Source organism: Hydrogenophaga sp., assembly GCF_030656115.1.
GTDB lineage: Bacteria > Pseudomonadota > Gammaproteobacteria > Burkholderiales > Burkholderiaceae_C > Hydrogenophaga.
The window spans coordinates 1-18701 of record NZ_JAUSOO010000022.1; the positions used below are offsets into that span (position 1 = coordinate 1).

An 18701-nucleotide genomic window follows, 5' to 3' on the forward strand; every position below is an offset into this window, starting at 1 on the left:
CAAGCACCTGCTGATCCAGATGCACAGTGGCGCCAGTGACGACAACGACGAACACGTCGACACCATCGCACGCCTCACCGAACTCGCGCGCAACTCCTACTCAGCCGCATTCCGCAGCCACACCGGGCGCTGGGAGCCACTACCCGGCACCGGTGATCTCGCCACGGTCGCCGACTTGGTCGTCTCTCTGCTCGGCTCTTATCTCGAATCCAATACTTAAAGCTATTTACAGGATGTTGTACTAGGCCGCCGTTTGAAGCCGCAAAGCCAAGGGGCATGGGCATCATCAAACATAGGGTGCGAAGTCAAGTTCCACTCAAAACGTCATAGAGCCCACTTTTCGAGCCTCACAAGATCGGAAGACCGTAAGAATTCAATTGCCGGGGACAGTCGTTTGAACTTGCTCTTTGAGCTTTGGGCTGGCGTGAAAAGTCACCACCCGGCGCGCCTGAATGGCGACAGGCTCTCCAGTGCGCGGATTACGACCTGGGCGAGGTGCTTTGGTTCGGATCTGAAAATTGCCAAAACCCGAAATTTTCACGTCGGTGCCTTCAACCAGACTGTCGGTGATCAGGTCAAAAAAGGCATCGATCATGTCTTTGGATTCGCGCTTGTTGAGCCCGATCTGGTCAAACAGCAACTCAGCGAGCTGGGCCTTGGTCAGGGCCGGGGTCTCTAGGCTCTCAACAGCGAGTTCCATGCGGTGTTCCTCCAAACTTGTCGTGTCAGCCGCGCAAACGTGCCGCAACGCGCTGGGCCAGTGAGTCGAGTACGGCCTTGACCGCCGTTTCGATGTCGTCTTCGGTCAGTGTAGCGTCGTCGCGGTTCAGCACCAGTCGCACCGCCAGGCTTTTTTCGTCTGCGGCCAGTGATGCAGCCGAGCCTTCGGTGGCCGCCTGTTTCTTGGGGCGGTACACGTCAAACAACACCACATCGCGCAACCAGTGGCTGGCGGGCGCCCGGATAGCATCGACCACCTCAGCGTGGCTGACAGTTTCTTTGACGACAATGGCCAGGTCCCGCTCTACCGCCTGGTGACGGCTGACGGCCTTGAAGACGGGAACCGGCCGTCCTAGCACGGCGTTCAGGTCCAGTTCAAACATGACAGGAGCGTGCGACAGCTCGTAGGCTTGGCGCCATTTGGGGTGCAATTCGCCCACATGGCCAATGCAGTGCTCGCCAAGCCAGACGCTGGCCGAACGGCCAGGATGCATGGCCGGATGCTCTGTCGCTCGAAATGTGGGCTGCAGCGGCGCCAGCAAGGCCTGAACGTCGCCTTTGGCATCAAAGAAATCTGCAGCACGCTCTGGTGAGCCCCATTGCAAGGCGTCCACAGGTCCAAAGCACAGGCCTGCCACACGCATGGGCTGGTCAAAACCGGCCACGCTGGTGTCGCTGTCCTGCACGGCAGGGTCTTTTCGGAACACGCGGCCCAGTTCAAACAGGCGCACACGGTCGGCTCGCCGGTCGAGGTTGAATTTGAGCACGGCCACAAGGCTGCCGAGTAAAGAGGAGCGCATCACGCTCATCTGGCTGGCGATGGGGTTCAACAGCTTGATCGGGTTGGCATTGCCGGCCAGCTCTCGCTCCCAGCGCTCTTCCACAAAACTGAAGTTGATGGTTTCCTGGTAACCCAGTTGGGCGAGCTGACGGCGCACGGCAAAATGCCCGCGCTGCGCCTCGGGCCGGATCTTGGCGGTGATGGGTGCCTGCGGGGGTGTGTGGGGCAGTTGTTCGTAACCGATGACACGCGCGACCTCTTCGATCAGGTCTTCTTCAATCTGCAGATCAAACCGGTAGGCGGGCGGCGTCACCGTGATGGTACCCTCGCCTTCACTGAGCGCCAGGCCGAGCCGCTTCAGCGCACCCACACATTGGGCCTGTGTCAGCGGCATCCCAATGACCTTGACCGCCCGTGCAACGCGCAGCGTCACAGGCGTGGCCTGCGGCAGGTTGACGGTCTGGTCGTCCAGCACCGATGCCTGCCCTCCGCAAATGTCCAGCACCAGCTGCGTGATGCGTTCGACGTGCGCAACCGTGGTTGATGGATCAACGCCACGCTCGAAGCGGTGACCCGCATCGGTGGAGAAATTGAAGCGGCGCGAACGACCGGCAATGGCCTTGGGCCACCAGAAAGCGGCTTCGATGAAGATGTTTTGCGTGTCGTCGGAGACGGCCGTGGCGTCGCCACCCATGATGCCGGCCAGCGATTCAACCGATTGTTCGTCGGCGATGACGCCCACCTGGGCGTCCACGGTCACGGTGTTTCCGTTGAGCAGTTTGAGCTGCTCACCCTCGCGACCCCAGCGCACTTGCAAGCCGCCATGGATCTTGTCGAGGTCAAAGATGTGGGACGGACGGCCCAGCTCGAACATCACGTAGTTGGAAATGTCCACCAGCGGTGACACGCTGCGCTGGCCACAACGGGCCAGGCGGGCCACCATCCAGGCCGGGGTGGTGGCCCGGGTGTTGACACCGCGCACAATGCGGCCTGTGAACCGCCCACACAAATCGGGTGCCTGCACACCGACGGGCAAGCGGTCATTCAGGCTGACGAGGACTGGCGCAAAGGTGGGCTCAACCAGCGGCGAACCGGTGAGTGCCGCGACCTCGCGGGCAATGCCATACACGCTCAGGCAATGCGCCAAATTGGGCGTGAGCTTCAGGGTGAACAGCATGTCGTCGAGCAACAGTTGCTCACGGATGTCGCGCCCCACCACCGCATCAGGGGCCAGCTCCAGCAGGCCACCGTGGTCATCGGCCAACTGCAGTTCTTTGGAAGAGCACAGCATGCCTTGGCTCTCCACGCCGCGCAGCTTGCCCAGCTTGATCAGGAACGGCTTGCCGTCCTCGCCTGCTGGCAGCGCAGCGCCCACCGTGGCGCAAGGTACCAAGATGCCGGCACGTGCATTGGGAGCGCCGCACACAATGTTGAGCGGCTGCGCCTGACCCACATCCACCTGGCACACGCGCAGGCGGTCGGCGTTGGGGTGTTGCACCGCTTCCAGAATGCGGCCGACCACCACACCGGTGAACGGTGGCGCAACAGGTTCGAGTTCCTCAACCTCCAGACCGGCCATGGTCAAGGTATCGGCCAACTGCTGGCTGGTCAGAGGGGGATTGCAAAAGGCACGCAGCCAGGACTCGGGGAATTGCATGGAAAAGTCTCAACAAACTTGAACACAAGTAGGCACAGCAAGGGCCTGCATCCAGAACACCGCAGACCCGCTCGGCCAGGCCTCAGGTGTGCGCCCTACGGCGCCGGGAGCTATCTGAACTGGGACAAGAAACGGATGTCGCCGTCAAAAAACAGGCGCAAGTCGTTCACGCCGTAACGCAGCATGGTCAGGCGGTCTGGGCCCATGCCAAAGGCGAAACCAATGTAGCGCTCGGGGTCGAGCCCCATGTTGCGCACCACGTTGGGGTGCACCTGACCGGAGCCCGCCACTTCCAGCCAGCGGCCAGCCAGCGGGCCACTCTGGAACTGGATGTCGATCTCTGCGCTGGGCTCGGTGAACGGGAAAAAGCTGGGGCGAAAGCGCAGCACCAGATCATCCGACTCAAAAAAGGTGCGGCAAAAATCCGTGAACACGTACTTCAAGTCCTTGAAGCTCACGTTCTCGCCAATCCACAAACCTTCGCACTGGTGAAACATCGGCGAATGGGTGGCATCGCTGTCTACCCGGTAGGTGCGCCCGGGTGCGATGACGCGAATTTCAGGCATCGCCTGGCCTGCATCGAGCATGGCGCGGTGGCGTTTGACATGCTGCACCGCGTGCCGAATCTGCATCGGACTGGTGTGGGTGCGCAGCAGGTTCGGCGCCTTTTCGCTGCCGCCCTCGACGTAAAAGGTATCGTGCATGGAACGCGCCGGGTGGTCCTCGGGCGTGTTCAATGCAGTGAAGTTGAACCAGTCGGACTCGATCTCTGGGCCCTCTGCCACCTCGAAGCCCATGGAACCAAAGATAGCCTCGATGCGCTCCAGCGTCAGGCTCACAGGATGCAGTCCGCCCTGACCGCGCTGGCGACCAGGCAAGGTCACATCCAGCGCTTCAGCCTTCAACTGCACTTCCAGCTCGGCGTCGGCCAGTGCCTGGCGGCGTGCTGTCAGAGCGGCTTCAATGGCCTGCTTGGCTTGGTTGATCGCCGCGCCGCGGCTTTTTTTCTCGTCCACAGACAAAGCCGCCATACCCTTCATCAGCTCGGTGATGCGGCCCGATTTGCCCAGAAACTGGGCCTTGGCGTTTTCCAGATCGGCCGGGGTGGCGGCTTGCGCGAATCCTGCGCGAGCGCTGTCGACCAGTGCGTCCAACTCGTTCATGTGTGTGCTTCTGCGTTGCAAAACAAAAAAGGGGTTGAGCGCTGCGAGGGAAATCCCTCAAGCCTCAACCCCTTTGAGCGACTGGAAGACCCTGGTGACCTTTTCAAGCCACCGCGGTCTCCGTCGTGAATCAAGCGGCCAGCTTGGCTTTGACTTGCTCCACGATGCTGCCAAAGGCAGCCGGGTCGTTCACGGCCAAATCGGCCAGGACCTTGCGGTCGATTTCAATGCAGGCCTTCTTCAGGCCATTGGCGAACTGGCTGTACGTCAGGCCGCAAGCACGTGCACCGGCGTTGATACGCGCGATCCACAGCTGACGGAAGACGCGCTTCTTGTTGCGGCGATCGCGGTAGGCGTATTGCCCCGCCTTCATCACCGCCTGCTTGGCGATGCGGAAGACGTTACCGCGGCGACCGCGAAAACCTTTTGCAAGGGCGAGAACTTTTTTGTGGCGGGCGCGTGCCGTTACACCACGTTTGACGCGAGGCATGAGTGACTCCTTGTTCGTCGTTGATCAAATACCCATGCCGGGCAGCATCTGTGCCATGTGACCCATATTGGTCTCATGAACAGTCACAGCGCCGCGCAGGTGGCGTTTGGTCTTGGTGGACTTCTTGGTCAGAATGTGACGTTTGAAGGCTTGACCGCGTTTCACGGTACCACCGGGACGAACGCGAAATCGCTTTTTCGCGCTGCTCTTGGTCTTCATTTTGGGCATGTACATGCTCCTTTTTGATTTGTGCTCGTGAGGCGCTGCGAACCTTCCGCAGACTTGTTGGCCCCGAGCCACTTCTATGAAAAGCTTTTCGGCTTTTCTTTCGGCTACCGGCCTTTCGGCCAGCGCCTCGAACCAGCAGGAGACTACCCTGCCCGTCCAATCTGTATGCAGACCCGAGGGTCTGCGCACCTTTTCACAGGTGCAAATTACTCAGCGCTCTGCGCAGCAGGCTCAACCGCCTTGGGGGCTGCTTTCCTGCGTCCGGGCGCAATCATCATGATCATCTGGCGGCCTTCCAGCTTGGGAAACTGCTCCACCACGATGATGTCAGCCAGCTCGTCGCGAATGCGGTTGAGCAAGGCCAGACCCAGTTCCTGGTGCGTGATCTCGCGACCGCGAAACCGCAGCGTGATCTTGCATTTGTCACCATCATCAAGAAAGCGGCGAATGTTGCGCATCTTGATGTTGTAGTCACCGTCGTCGGTGCCTGGGCGGAACTTGACTTCCTTGATTTCAATAACCGTTTGCTTGGCCTTGGCTTCTGCCGCTTTTTTCTGCTCTTGGTACTTGAACTTGCCGTAGTCCATCAAGCGACACACTGGGGGGATGGCCGTGGCAGCAATTTCCACCAAGTCCACATCCAGCTCACCGGCCATGCGCAGCGCTTCCTGCAAACTGACAATGCCCAGCGGCTCATTTTCAGGTCCATTGAGGCGAACCTCTGGGGCCATGATTTCACGGTTCAGTCGGTGTGCGCGCTCTTCGCGTTGGCGGCGGTCACGAAAATTGGTAGCTATGGTACGTTCCTTTGTGTGGGCTGATTGAACAGGTAGAGCACCCCGAAGAGTGCCCCATTGCAAGAGCGATGTGCGCAGCGGCCTCGGGGGTCAACCGGGTGTTTGAATTCAAACTTTGGATGATACGTTTGCCGCAATCAGCCTGGAAAAGTCTTCCAGCGGCATAACACCGAGGTCTTTATTACCTCGAGCCCGCACAGCCACGGCGCCAGCTGCCTTTTCTTTGTCGCCCACGACAATGATGTAAGGGAGCTTTTGCAACGCGTGCTCTCGTATTTTATACGTAATTTTCTCGTTGCGCAGGTCCATTATGACCCTAAGCCCTTGATTCTGCAGCGATTTGGTGATTTCGCGACAGTAATCGCCCTGCGCGTCGGTAATATTGAGCACAGCAACCTGCACCGGTGCCAGCCACACCGGCAGTGCGCCTGCGTGCTGCTCGATCAAAATGCCGATGAAACGCTCCAGGCTGCCCACGATGGCACGGTGCAACATAACCGGGCGGTGGCGTGCGCCGTCTTCGCCCACATACTCCGCGTCGAGGCGCTCAGGCATCGAAAAGTCCACCTGCATGGTGCCGCACTGCCATTGGCGCCCAATGGCGTCTTTCAGTGTGTATTCAATCTTGGGGCCATAAAAGGCGCCGTCACCGGGTGAGATTTCAAACTCACAACCCGATGCCCGCAGGCTTTCCATCAGGGCATGCTCGGCCTTGTCCCAGCTCTCATCGCTGCCGATGCGGGCTTCGGGCCGGGTCGCCACCTTGTAAATGATGTTGCTGAAACCGAAGTCTGTGTAGACCTTTTGCAGCAGCGCGGTGTAGGCCACGCACTCATCCAGGATCATGTCTTCGGTGCAAAAGATGTGACCATCGTCCTGCGTGAAGGCACGCACCCGCATGATGCCGTGCAGGCCACCCGTGGGCTCGTTGCGGTGGCACTGGCCAAACTCGCCGTAGCGCAGCGGGAGGTCGCGGTAGCTCTTGATGCCCTGCTTGAAGATGAGGATGTGGCCAGGGCAGTTCATCGGCTTGAGCGCGTAGTCGCGCTTTTCGCTCTCGGTGGTGAACATATTGTCGCGGTACTTGTCCCAGTGGCCAGTCTTCTCCCACAGGCCTTTGTCCAGGATTTGCGGCCCTTTGACCTCCTGGTAGCCGTTGTCGCGGTAGACGCGCCGCATGTACTGCTCCACCTCTTGCCACAAGGTCCAGCCCTTGGGGTGCCAAAACACCGTGCCAGGCGAATGCTCATCGATGTGGAACAGATCCAGTTCACGGCCCAGCTTGCGGTGATCGCGCTTTTCGGCCTCCTCGATCATGGTCAGGTGTTGCTGCAGGTCGTCCTTGCTGGCCCAGGCCGTGCCGTAGATACGCTGCAGCATCTCGTTGCGGTGGTCACCACGCCAGTAGGCGCCGGCCACCTTCATCAGCTTGAAGTGCTTGAGCTTGCCGGTGCTGGGCACGTGTGGGCCCCGGCACAAGTCTTCAAAATTGCCTTCACGGTACAGCGACACATCCTCGTTGCTGGGAATGCTGGCGATGATTTCGGCCTTGTAATGCTCGCCCTGCCCTTTGAAATACGCCACGGCTTCGTCTCGCGGCAGCACCCGGCGCACCACCGGCTCGTCTTTGTTCGCCAGCTCGGTCATGCGTTTTTCAATCGCCACCAAGTCTTCAGGTGTGAAGGGGCGCTTGTACGCAAAGTCGTAGAAGAAACCGTTTTCGATCACCGGGCCAATGGTCACTTGAGCATCGGGAAACAGCTCTTTCACCGCGTAGGCCAACAGGTGGGCGGTGGAGTGGCGTATCACCTCCAGACCGTCCGCATCTTTGGCGGTCACGATGGCCAGCGGACTGTCAGCCGTGATCTGAAAGCTGGTGTCCACCACCTTGTCACCGATCTTGCCAGCCAGCGCTGCCTTGGCCAGACCGGCGCCAATGGAAGCGGCGACCTCGGCCACCGTGACCGGGCCGGGAAAGTCGCGTTGGGAACCGTCGGGGAGCGTGATGTGAAGCATGGGTGTCCAGAAACAAAAAAGCGCGGCATGGGCCGCGCTGGATGGAGTTGAAAAGGGAATCGGGCAGGCGCGAGCTGCGGGCCTCAGCAGGCCAGAAGGGAATGCCTTGTAGTTCGCGGTGTCATAACCAGATTGCCTTTCTCGCTCTTGCTGTGCTTTAAAACTTGATTTTCCCACAAAAAAAGCCCAGGGCTTGCCCGGGCTTCCTGCGACTTCAGCCCCTTCGGGCTGTCGATCAGTGGAACTGCTCTTCTTCAGTCGAACCGGTGAGGGCTTTCACGCTGGAGGAACCGCCCTGGATCACGGTGGTCACGTCATCGAAGTAGCCTGCGCCCACTTCTTGCTGGTGAGACACGAAGGTGTAGCCCTTGTCACGCGCAGCAAATTCCTGCTCCTGCACCATTTCGGTGTAGTGCTTCATGCCTTCGCCACGAGCATAAGCATGGGCAAACTGGAACGTGTTGAACCAGTTGATGTGGATGCCGGCCAGCGTGATGAACTGGTACTTGTAGCCCAGTGCAGACAGGTCTTCCTGGAACGATGCGATTTGCTTGTCGTCCAGGTTTTTCTTCCAGTTGAAAGAAGGCGAGCAGTTGTACGACAGCAGCTTGCCGGGGCAGGCGGCGTGCACGGCCTGAGCGAACTCGCGGGCAAAGCCGATGTCTGGCACGCCGGTTTCGCACCACACCAGATCGGCGTAGGGGGCGTAAGCCACACCACGGCTGATGGACTGCTCCAGACCGTTCTTGACACGGTAGAAACCTTCTTGCGTGCGCTCACCCGTCAGGAAAGGCTTGTCGTTGGCGTCGTGGTCGCTGGTGATCAGGTTGGCGGCTTCGGCATCGGTACGGGCCAGCACAATGGTGGACACACCCATGACGTCGGCGGCGAAGCGCGCGGCGATCAGCTTTTCGCAGGCTTCTTGCGTGGGCACCAGCACCTTGCCACCCATGTGACCGCACTTCTTCACAGCGGCCAGTTGGTCTTCAAAGTGAACGCCAGCGGCACCGGAGGCGATCATGTTCTTCATCAGTTCGAAGGCATTGAGCACGCCACCGAAACCGGCTTCTGCATCGGCCACGATGGGCAGGAAGTAGTCGACAAACTCGGGCGAGCCTGGCTCGATACCACGGCCCCACTGGATTTCGTCAGCACGCTTGAAGGTGTTGTTGATGCGGCGGACCATGGTAGGCACCGAGTCGTAGGCGTAGAGCGACTGGTCGGGGTACATGGTCTCGGAGGTGTGGCCGTCGGCAGCCACTTGCCAGCCCGACAGGTACACCGCCTCCAGGCCGGCCTTGGCCTGCTGCATGGCCTGACCGGCGGTGATGGCACCGAAAGCGTTCACGTACCCTTTTTTGGCACCCCCGTTGACCTTGGCCCACAGCTTTTCAGCGCCGTTTTTGGCCAGCGTGTATTCCGGCTGCATGCTGCCGCGCAGACGCACCACATCGGCGGCGGTGTAGCCGCGCTTGACGCCCTTCCAGCGGGGGTTGGTGGCCCAGTCTTTTTCGAGGGCTTCGATCTGTTGCTGGCGGGTCAGTGTTTGGGACATGAAACTACTCCGTGAGGTTGAGAAAACAGGTTCGGCACCCTGGCTTGCAAGGACGGTGCCGATGGACAGACTTTAAGTCTTATAGAAGAGTTTGGAAAGCTCTTATGTCTTATACAAGACAAATATTTTTTTGTTTGAATTCAACAAACTTTTCATACAATTTCTCAATACGGAAATTTATTTCCTGTAATGAGAAATATTCTTGCAATGCAGCAATTTCATTTTCCACATTATAAGAATTACTGTGCTCATCGTGGAAAACCCGATGTGACTGGCGGTTCCAAGTCCTTTCCAGAAAGCCGCCCGCGCACAAAATCTGTGCGTTGACCAAATCAGGCATGATCCGCAGCCATGCAAATTCAATCCAAACAGGGACGTATGCCATGAGCCGTTGGTGGGCCTACGCCAGCCTGGGCCTGAGCATGGCATTGGTGGGGAGCTATGTGGCGCTTTCCAAGCCACTGGTATTGGTCTTTCCGGTGTTTTTGCTGGCCTGGATGCGCTTTGGCATTGGTGGCCTGGCCATGTGGCGGTGGCTGCGCAAGCCAGCCAACGAGGCCCCCATGTCAAGCCACACGCGCCGCCTGCTGTTTCTCGAATCCTTCCTGGGCAACTTTCTGTTTTCGATCTGCATGCTGTTTGGGGTGAGCATGACCACTGCCGTGGCGGCAGGGGTGGTCATGTCGTCCATCCCGGCGGTGGTCGCGGTGCTCAGCTGGTTGTTTCTGCGTGAGCGCATCGGGTGGCGCAGCGCGGCGGGCATTGCCTGTGCGGCCATCGGCATCGGGCTGTTTTCCCTGCAGAAAGCAGACCCGGGCATGCCCGTTCTGACTGACACCAGCGGCCTTTTCGGTATCAGCCGCAGCCTGCTGGGCAACCTGCTGGTTTTTGCGGCGGTGATCTGCGAGGCGGCCTATGTGGTCATTGGCAAGCGCTTGACCGATGGCCTGAGCCCCAAGCGCATTTCGGCCATCATCAATTTATGGGGGTTTGCCTTGGTCACGCCTTTCGGGATCTGGGCGGCCTGGCAGTTTGACTTTGGCGCCGTGCAGGCACCCATTTGGGGGCTGCTGGTGTTTTATGGTCTGGCGGCCAGCATGTGGACCGTGTGGCTCTGGATGACTGGACTCAAGACCGTGCCAGCCTCACAAGCCGGCGTGTTCACGGTGATGCTGCCGGTGAGCGCTGCGGCCATCGGCGTGTTGTTCATGGGTGAGCGGTTGACGGGCGTGCAAGTGGTAGCGTTTGGCATTGCTCTGCTGGGTCTGGTGCTGGCCACCCTGCCCGGCCGGCGTGCCCATGCCGGCTGAAAAAGGCCGGCCTCATTCAGCGACAGAGATCAGGCACACCAAAGCCCGGTCGGATTGGTGATACCCATCCACAGGGCCCAGCCCGATGTGGCTGCCAGCGCCACACCCGCAAGGCGGATGCCCCACGCCCCTGAACGACCACCCCGCAAGCGCAACAACAGCCAAGGGCCGGCCGTGAGCGAAATGGAAGTACCGATGGAAAACAGCGCCATGATGGCGGCGCCCTCCACCGCATCGGCCGACAAGGACGCCACCAGCAAGGCCGAATACAGCAGGCCGCAAGGCATGAGCGCCCATGCGACACCCAACACCACGGGCGCTCGCTGCCCCATCGCCGCCATCACGGGACGGGCTTTACGCCAAATACTTTGGCCGAGGTTTTCAATCCAGGTGGGTTGACGGGCCTGCCAGATCAGCACGGCGCCGAGCAAGAGGGCGGCCACATGGAACATGGTCCACACGGGGCGCAGCACTGCGGTGTTGGTGCCCAACCAAGCCAGACCTTGCACCGAACCGGCGGCAAAGGCACCAAACAGGGCATAGCCCACCATGCGGCTGAACTGAAAGGTCCACAGCGCGCGGGTGCTGCGCTCGCCCGCCGCGCGGCTGATGCCCGCGCACGCGGCCCCGCACATGGCCACACAGTGGGGCCCACCCGCGAGCCCCATGAACAGGGCGGTGATCGCCATTGAAGTCTGCATGGGTCACTGTAGCGCAGGCCGGACTCAAACGGCGCCAGCGCCAGTTGTATCCCGCCGATACGCTCAGATTCAGATGATTTTGGAGAACCGGGCCCGGTCCAGGTCCACCTGCAGGTTCTTGTCAAACACCATGGCAATGGCGCGCACGAGAAACCAACCGGTGGCTGTGACCTCGACACCGGAGTCATCCATCGTGACCAAGCCACTCTCCACCAGACCGGAAAGCACTTCCAACTCACGCGCGAAGTACGACTTGAAATCGATCAGGTGGCCAAGCTCGATCGACTCGTAGTGCAACTGGCCTTGGCACATGAGCGACATGATGACGGATCGCCGCAGCAGGTCGTCCCGTGTCAACGCCAAGCCACGCACGATGGGCAAGCGCGCTTGATCCAGGGCGTCGTAGTACTCGTCCAGCGTTTTGGCGTTCTGGCTGTAGGTGGCGCCAATGCGTCCGATGGCCGAAACCCCCAGGGCAATCAGGTCGCAATCGGGCTGGGTGCTGTAGCCCTGAAAGTTGCGGTGCAGGCGGCCCTGGCGCTTGGCCACGGCCAGCGCATCGGTCGGCAACGCAAAGTGGTCCATGCCCACATACACATAGCCCGCGTCCATGAACGCGTCCAGCGAAGCAGACAGCATGGCGAGTTTGTCGCCACCGCTGGGCAACTCGGCCGAAATGATGCGGCGCTGCGGCTTGAAGCGCGAAGGCAAATGGGCGTAGGCGTAGAGTGCGATGCGGTCAGGGCGCAACTCATTGACCTGAGCAAGGGTGCGCGCAAAGGATTCCGGGGTTTGCAGCGGCAAGCCGTAAATCAAGTCCACGTTGACCGACTCAAACCCGATCTTGCGGGCTGTCTCCACCAAGGCAAAAACCTGCGCTGCTGGCTGCACCCGGTGAACCGCTTTTTGCACGGCCGGATCAAAATCCTGCACGCCAAAGCTCAAGCGATTGAAGCCCAAGCGCGCCAGGGTCTGTAGCCGCTGGTCGGTCACGGTACGGGGATCCACTTCAATCGAGTACTCACCACCCGGCACCAACGTGAAGTTGCGCCGGATCATCGACATCAGATCTTCCAGTTCGGCATCGGACAGGAAAGTGGGGGTGCCGCCGCCCAGATGCAGCTGCGACACACTGTGGCCCTTCCCGAAATGCTGCACCTGCAACTCCACCTCGCGCGAGAGGTAACGCAGGTATTCAGCAGCGCGTTCGTGGTGCTTCGTGATCACCTTGTTGCAGGCGCAGTAGTAGCAAACCGATTCACAAAACGGAATGTGCACGTACAGCGACAGCGGCAGCGCCATAGAACCTGCCCGGCGCTGCTCAAGCGCTTGTATGTAGTCTTGCTCGGTGAAAGCTTCAATGAATCGGTCCGCCGTCGGGTACGAGGTGTACCGGGGCCCGGGAATATCGAATCGCTTGAGCAACTCGTTGGAAATAGCGTGACTCACAAACAGTTCTCCAGTTCTGAGCGCTGACTGTGCCGCATCGGCGCGCCGCCGCCTTTGATCTTGATCAAGTCATCGGTCTGACCGAGGGTTGTCCCCAAGGCGGCCACCACGCTCAAGCCCGGCCTTTTCTCGACAGTGCTCGGGCCTATGCGTTAAGCTAACCCTGCAATTCTGGAAAAATTATGGATATTCAAAGCATCAAAGTCGCCTGCTCAAGTTGCAACCTGCGGGAGTTGTGCCTGCCCATGGGGCTGAACAGCGAAGAAATAGACAAGCTCGACGCAGTGATTTCCACACGCCGACGCATCAAACGCGGCTCTGCCCTGTTCAACACGGGTGACAAGTTCACGTCGCTCTTTGCCGTGCGCTCTGGCTTTTTCAAAACCTGCGTCACAACCGCCGATGGTCGCGACCAGGTGACTGGTTTCCAGATGACGGGTGAAATCATTGGTCTGGACGGCATCGTCAGCGACCACCACTCGTGCGACGCGATTGCGCTGGAAGATGCCGAGGTGTGCGTGATGCCGTTTGACCAAGTGGAGGAGCTTTCACGCGAATTCACCACGCTGCAGCACCATGTTCACAAGATCATGAGCCGTGAAATCGTACGTGACCACTCGGTGATGCTGCTGCTGGGTAGCATGCGCGCTGAAGAGCGGCTAGCCGCGTTTTTGCTCAATCTCGTGCAGCGCTTGCATGCCCGAGGGTTCTCACAGTCTGAACTGATTCTGCGCATGACTCGAGAAGAGATCGGCAGCTACCTGGGTATGAAGCTGGAGACCGTGAGCCGTACATTCTCGAAATTCGTTGACGAAGGCATCATTGAGGTTAAGCAGCGCTATGTGCACATCAAGAGCACCGACGGGCTCAAGCAAATCGTGAATCCACAAACCTGCCGCTGACTTCACAGCGCCAGCCAACGAAAACTTGGGCACTGACCCAGCAGAAAGCCCCGGATTGGCGTCAACGCCAATCCGGGGCTTTTGCATGCTTGCTAGCAAGGGTGCGCAGTTTCAACCGCAGTTGCCGCTCTTTGCGCAGTCGGACGGGCGCTCGCCTTCAGGAATCGGGCAACGATTGACCTCAAACGGGGACATGGCAAGCAAAGTCGTCAAGGCGCTGGATACCATCGTAGCGCCCCAGAAGACAAAAAAGGCCAAGGTGTAGACCGCCTCGCGAGACAAAGCCAGCGGAGAGCCAAACCAGTGCAGATCACTGGGATCCACAAAAGCAAACACCACCATTTCCAGCACAGCCGCCACCAAAAAGGCAGGCCATGCGATCCACATCAAACGCTGTACCCACATAGATGTATCTCCTCTTCCATATTCGTTTTTGTTAAAGCGTAAACCACCCCGACACAGTCGCCAGGCCGACGCTTACTTTTCAGAGGGAATCACAGGAGAAGCGGCATGATTGCGACCTTGGTTGGCTGGTTGTACAGCCATCAAGGCATCCATTCGTGCCTGACCCTCCAGTGCCAGTGCTGCCCTGCGTTCGCGTTCGTACACTTCTTTGTCAAGCACCGGATCTTGGTCCATGGAAGAAATGACGACCATGGTGCTGGTGGCCAGCACGCCACACAACAAGATGGCAGGAACGAATACCACGTGTGGGATTCGCCACCAAGGGAGATCTGCTTTGATGGCAGGCTGGGTCAAAGGCGCGTTGCTCATGTGGTATCTCCGAAAGGAATTGTCAAGAAGCGTTGAACGTCATCAGCGCGGGACGAGAAAGGCGGCTTTCTCGGACACTTCGACTGGCTTATCACCGACCGAACGGATTTCAAACTGAATGGGATGTGAGCCCGGGGCTGCGCCATCTGGCGGAATCTGCACACGGATCGCAGCCGAGCGGACCTCGGTAGGCAGCACCTCGACTTCGTTTTCCGAAGCGATGGTGACACCCGGTAAACCAGAAACCGTGATGACGTAGCGCTGAGTGGATTCAGTTGCGTTCATGATTTGCAAGCGGAAGACGTTTTCAATGCGCCCCTGCTCCACCATGCGCGCCAATGCGCCCCGGTCGCGGATCACGTCGACCTTGAGCGGCTTGCGCATGAACAAGCTGACCATGACGGCCAGCGTGATCGCCGCCAGGATACCGGTGTACACCAGCACCCTGGGCCTGAAGGCACGCTTGATCATTTGGGCCGTGCTCCAGCCCTGGGCAATCCCGTTCTGGGTAGAGTACTTCACAAGGCCTCTCGGATAACCCACCTTGTCCATGACCTCATCACAGACATCAATACAGGCACCGCAGCCGATGCATTCGTACTGCAGCCCTTTGCGAATATCGATACCCGTTGGGCAGACCTGAACACAGAGTGTGCAGTCAATGCAAGAACCCAGTCCCAACGCCAGCGGATCGGCCTTCTTCGAGCGCGGGCCGCGTGGCTCACCACGCTTTTCGTCGTAGGTGACGATCATGGTGTCTTTGTCGAACATCGCACTCTGGAAGCGTGCGTAAGGGCACATGTATTTACAGACCTGCTCGCGCATGAAGCCTGCGTTGCCATAGGTAGCAAATCCGTAGAAAAACACCCAGAAGGTTTGCCAGGGGCCCAGCGATGCCGCCAGAGACAACGCAGCCAAATCACGAATGGGCGTGAAATAACCTACGAAGGTGAAGCCCGTCCAGAGCGCGAAAGCAATCCACAGTGCGTGCTTGAGCCATTTTTTGCCCAGCTTCTGTGAAGAAAAAGCAGCCTGGTCCAGGCGCATGCGGGCCGAACGATCGCCCTCCACCTTCTTTTCGATCCAGAGAAAAATCTCGGTGTAAACCGTTTGTGGGCATGCATACCCACACCAGAGGCGACCGGCCACGGCCGTAAACAAGAACAGCGCCAGCGCAGAGATGACCAAGAGACCGGTCAGGTAAATGAAGTCCTGCGGGTACAGCACCAAACTGAAGATATAGAAACGCCGCGCTTCCAGGTCGAATAAAACGGCTTGGCGAGCATTCCACTCCAGCCAAGGCAGACCATAAAACACAATCTGTGTGATCCAGACCGTGATCCATCGCCAGTTTGAGAACACCCCCGATACCGAGCGCGGGTAGATCTTTTGCCTCGCGGCATACAGAGAAACCATCTCCTCGTCATCCTCTTTGGCTCCCCGGGGGGATACAGCAGTGATGGGAATGATGGGCTTGCTGGCGTTGCTGTCTGGTGTATCGGAACTCACGGGGAACCCGGTGTTGGAAGCAAATAAAAGGCAGTGGCGGTCATCACAACCGCCACTTCGTCAAGAGCCAGAGGCGATCGGCGATCAGTTGATCGGTTTGTTGGACATACCCCAAACGTAGCCACTGAGCACATGTATCTGCGCCTCGTTGAGCAGCGCCGACTGGCCGGGCATCTGGTTGTTGATACCGTTGTTAACCGCGCGAATGATGGCTTCTTCACCCCAGCCGTGCAGCCACACGCCGTCTGTCAGGTTGGGTGCACCCATAGCGGTGTTGCCCTTGGCGTCCATGCCGTGGCAGGCAGCGCAGGCGCCAAAGCTGTTTTTACCTTGCGCAGCACGCACGCTGTCGTGCGGGCTACCCGACAGGCTGAGCACATAGTGGGCCAGATTGCGAACCTCTTCTGGACCGCCCACAGCGGCGCCCATGGGGGGCATCACGCCGTTGCGACCTTGAGCGATCGTGGTCTTGATGGCTTCTGGGTCGCCACCCCAAAGCCAGTCACCATCGGTGAGGTTAGGGAAGCTCTTGGCGCCACGGGCATCGGATCCGTGGCACTGAGCACAGTAGTTCATGAACAAACGTTCACCCACAGCCATGGCTTGAGCGTCGCCCGCCAACTGCTCGGGTTTCATTTCGCTGAACTTGGCATAAATGGGTGCAATGGCTTCCTGAACTTTGTTCACCTCAGCCGTGTGCTGGCCCTGGGACGTCCACCCCAGCACGCCCTGGTATTTGCCAAACGTGGGGTACAGCACACCGTAGGCCAGCGCAAAAACCACGGTGATGACGAACAGATACACCCACCAGCGGGGCAGCGGATTGTTCATCTCAGCCAAGTCACCATCCCACACGTGACCGGTGGTGTTGTCGGCGTGGGTGGCAGCCTTGGTGGTACCGCTGATCCAGAGCAGGATCAGGCAGGCGATGATGCTGACCAGCGTCAGCCCAGCCACGTAGTAGTGCCAGAATTCACTTGTAAAGTCGCTCATGATGTTTCTCTTGTTGGTGCCGCGGTTTAGTCTTCTTTGAAGGGCAGCTGGGCCGCCTCGTCAAAGTTGGCCTGATTGCGTTTGGACCAGGCCCAGACCACGATGCCGACAAAGGTCAGCAGGCTGACCACTGTGACGATGCTGCGCAGGTCGTTGATGTCCATGACGAAGCTCCGTATTTATTTGCGAGCGGTGCCCAGCACCTGCAGGTAGGCAATGACTGCTTCCATTTCGGTCTTGCCTTTGACGTCTTCCACCGAAGCAGCGATCTCTTCGTCGGTGTAAGGCGCACCCAGCGTACGCAGCACTTCCATGCGCTTGGGCAACTGGGTCTCGTTGACCATTTTTTCTGCCAGCCAAGGGTAGGCAGGCATGTTGGACTCGGGCACCAGATCGCGCGGGTTGGTCAGGTGAATGCGGTGCCATTCATCGCTGTAGCGGCCACCCACGCGGTGCAGATCCGGGCCTGTGCGCTTGGAACCCCACTGGAATGGACGGTCATACACAAATTCGCCAGCCACCGAATAAGGGCCATAGCGCAGGGTTTCTGCCTGGAAGGGGCGAATCATCTGCGAGTGGCAGTTGTAGCAGCCCTCGCTGACGTACACGTCCCGACCGGCCAACTGCAGCGCACTGTAAGGCTTGAGACCCTCAATCGGCTGGGTGGTGGACTTCTGGAAGAACAAGGGAACAATTTCGACCAGACCGCCCACCGCCACCACGAGCGTGATCAACACGATCATGAGGAAGTTGTTGGTCTCGATCCTGGCGTGGCCCGTGAGTTTTTCGTTGTTTGCCATGTTGCTTCTCCTCAGGCGTGTGCAGGGTTAACAGCCGTTACTGGGACCGGCACAACGCGACCCTGACGTACGGTCATGATGACGTTCCAGAGCATGACGACCATGCCACCGAGGTACAGCAGACCACCGACCAGACGAATCACATAGAACGGGAAGGTGGCTTTCACCGACTCCACAAAGGTGTAGGTCAAGCTGCCGTCGGGGTTGACCGAGCGCCACATCAGGCCCTGCATCACACCGGCAATCCACATGGCGGCGATGTACAGCACGATACCGATGGTGGCTACCCAGAAGTGCAGCTCAATGGCAGGTACCGAGTACATCTTTTTCTGACCGTAGAGGCGCGGAATCAGGTAGTACAGCGAACCCATGGACACCAGGCCCACCCAGCCCAGAGCACCCGAGTGCACGTGGCCGACAGTCCAGTCGGTGTAGTGGCTCAGCGCGTTGACGGTCTTGATGGACATCATCGGGCCTTCGAAGGTGGACATGCCGTAGAACGACAGGGACACGATCAGGAAACGCAGGATGGGGTCATCACGCAACTTGTGCCAGGCGCCCGACAGGGTCATGAGGCCGTTGATCATGCCGCCCCAGCTGGGAGCCAGAAGAATCAGGGAGAACACCATGCCAACGGATTGCGTCCAGTCAGGCAGCGCGGTGTAGTGCAGGTGGTGAGGACCCGCCCACATGTAGGTGAAGATCAGCGCCCAGAAGTGGACGATGGACAGGCGGTAGGAATACACCGGGCGCTCGGCCTGCTTGGGGATGAAGTAGTACATCATGCCCAGGAAGGCAGCGGTCAGGAAGAAGCCCACCGCGTTGTGGCCGTACCACCACTGCATCATGGCATCCT

At 59.2% G+C, this 18701-nt stretch carries 21 protein-coding genes; 3 read left to right on the top strand and 18 right to left on the bottom strand.

The features are described from left to right. The coding region (locus Q7J58_RS02365) for a hypothetical protein (RefSeq protein ID WP_304822882.1) at positions 1–220 on the top strand (220 nt) is incomplete at its 5' end. 153 nt (positions 221–373) lie between these two features. Here the strand turns inward: Q7J58_RS02365 and Q7J58_RS02370 are convergent. From Q7J58_RS02370 to Q7J58_RS02410, 9 genes are all read right to left on the bottom strand, one after another. Further along, positions 374–700 carry an integration host factor subunit alpha gene (locus Q7J58_RS02370; RefSeq protein WP_304822886.1) on the bottom strand — a complete coding sequence of 109 codons (327 nt, stop codon included), beginning with the start codon at positions 698–700 and terminating at the stop codon, positions 374–376. A gap of 25 nt (positions 701–725) precedes the next feature. Continuing rightward, positions 726–3158, bottom strand: coding sequence for a phenylalanine--tRNA ligase subunit beta (gene pheT, locus Q7J58_RS02375; protein WP_304822888.1), 2433 nt, complete (start codon positions 3156–3158; stop codon positions 726–728). 110 nt (positions 3159–3268) lie between these two features. Beyond that, entirely contained in the window at positions 3269–4321 is a 1053-nt protein-coding gene (gene pheS, locus Q7J58_RS02380) for a phenylalanine--tRNA ligase subunit alpha (RefSeq protein ID WP_304822891.1), read from the bottom strand. 130 nt (positions 4322–4451) lie between these two features. Continuing rightward, positions 4452–4811, bottom strand: coding sequence for a 50S ribosomal protein L20 (gene rplT / locus Q7J58_RS02385; RefSeq protein WP_304822893.1), 360 nt, complete (start codon positions 4809–4811; stop codon positions 4452–4454). Between the two features lie 24 nt (positions 4812–4835). Next, positions 4836–5039 carry a 50S ribosomal protein L35 gene (gene rpmI, locus Q7J58_RS02390; RefSeq protein ID WP_069048846.1) on the bottom strand — a complete coding sequence of 68 codons (204 nt, stop codon included), beginning with the start codon at positions 5037–5039 and terminating at the stop codon, positions 4836–4838. A gap of 206 nt (positions 5040–5245) precedes the next feature. Further along, positions 5246–5836 (bottom strand): translation initiation factor IF-3, encoded by a 591-nt coding sequence (infC, locus tag Q7J58_RS02395; protein ID WP_304822938.1) that lies wholly within the window; start codon positions 5834–5836, stop codon positions 5246–5248. Between the two features lie 108 nt (positions 5837–5944). Further along, positions 5945–7852 carry a threonine--tRNA ligase gene (gene thrS / locus Q7J58_RS02400; protein WP_304822902.1) on the bottom strand — a complete coding sequence of 636 codons (1908 nt, stop codon included), beginning with the start codon at positions 7850–7852 and terminating at the stop codon, positions 5945–5947. 235 nt (positions 7853–8087) lie between these two features. Continuing rightward, entirely contained in the window at positions 8088–9407 is a 1320-nt protein-coding gene (gene aceA, locus Q7J58_RS02405) for an isocitrate lyase (protein ID WP_304822905.1), read from the bottom strand. 109 nt (positions 9408–9516) lie between these two features. After that, positions 9517–9792, bottom strand: coding sequence for a hypothetical protein (locus Q7J58_RS02410; protein WP_304822908.1), 276 nt, complete (start codon positions 9790–9792; stop codon positions 9517–9519). Between Q7J58_RS02410 and Q7J58_RS02415 the strand changes: the two genes are divergently transcribed. Then, positions 9791–10717 carry a DMT family transporter gene (locus tag Q7J58_RS02415; protein ID WP_304822911.1) on the top strand — a complete coding sequence of 309 codons (927 nt, stop codon included), beginning with the start codon at positions 9791–9793 and terminating at the stop codon, positions 10715–10717. The two genes, Q7J58_RS02410 and Q7J58_RS02415, sit on opposite strands and share 2 nt — an antisense overlap. Positions 10718–10746: 29 nt before the next feature. On the opposite strand, the gene Q7J58_RS02420 is transcribed toward Q7J58_RS02415, so the two are convergent. Beyond that, entirely contained in the window at positions 10747–11406 is a 660-nt protein-coding gene (locus tag Q7J58_RS02420; protein WP_336623465.1) for a sulfite exporter TauE/SafE family protein, read from the bottom strand. A gap of 81 nt (positions 11407–11487) precedes the next feature. Next, entirely contained in the window at positions 11488–12867 is a 1380-nt protein-coding gene (gene hemN / locus Q7J58_RS02425; RefSeq protein WP_304822916.1) for an oxygen-independent coproporphyrinogen III oxidase, read from the bottom strand. Between the two features lie 182 nt (positions 12868–13049). On the opposite strand from hemN, the gene fnr reads away from it, so the two are divergent. Next, entirely contained in the window at positions 13050–13769 is a 720-nt protein-coding gene (gene fnr / locus Q7J58_RS02430; RefSeq protein ID WP_304822919.1) for a fumarate/nitrate reduction transcriptional regulator Fnr, read from the top strand. Between the two features lie 111 nt (positions 13770–13880). On the opposite strand, the gene Q7J58_RS02435 is transcribed toward fnr, so the two are convergent. From Q7J58_RS02435 to Q7J58_RS02465, 7 genes are all read right to left on the bottom strand, one after another. Continuing rightward, on the bottom strand, positions 13881–14174 hold the full coding sequence (locus Q7J58_RS02435) for a hypothetical protein (RefSeq protein WP_304822922.1): 294 nt from the start codon (positions 14172–14174) through the stop codon (positions 13881–13883). A 72-nt stretch (positions 14175–14246) separates the two neighbouring features. Then, positions 14247–14543 (bottom strand): hypothetical protein, encoded by a 297-nt coding sequence (locus Q7J58_RS02440; RefSeq protein WP_304822925.1) that lies wholly within the window; start codon positions 14541–14543, stop codon positions 14247–14249. 42 nt (positions 14544–14585) lie between these two features. Further along, positions 14586–15959, bottom strand: a complete 1374-nt coding sequence (gene ccoG / locus Q7J58_RS02445) for a cytochrome c oxidase accessory protein CcoG (protein WP_304822941.1) — start codon at positions 15957–15959, stop codon at positions 14586–14588. 177 nt (positions 15960–16136) lie between these two features. Further along, complete coding sequence (gene ccoP / locus Q7J58_RS02450; protein WP_304822927.1) at positions 16137–17045, bottom strand: cytochrome-c oxidase, cbb3-type subunit III; 909 nt, start codon at positions 17043–17045, stop codon at positions 16137–16139. Positions 17046–17071: 26 nt separating this feature from the next. After that, on the bottom strand, positions 17072–17209 hold the full coding sequence (locus Q7J58_RS02455) for a cbb3-type cytochrome c oxidase subunit 3 (protein WP_304822930.1): 138 nt from the start codon (positions 17207–17209) through the stop codon (positions 17072–17074). A gap of 15 nt (positions 17210–17224) precedes the next feature. Then, positions 17225–17845: a cytochrome-c oxidase, cbb3-type subunit II gene (gene ccoO / locus Q7J58_RS02460; RefSeq protein ID WP_304822932.1), complete on the bottom strand. Its 621-nt coding sequence runs from the start codon at positions 17843–17845 to the stop codon at positions 17225–17227. 11 nt (positions 17846–17856) lie between these two features. Then, the coding region (locus Q7J58_RS02465; RefSeq protein WP_304822935.1) for a cbb3-type cytochrome c oxidase subunit I at positions 17857–18701 on the bottom strand (845 nt) is incomplete at its 5' end.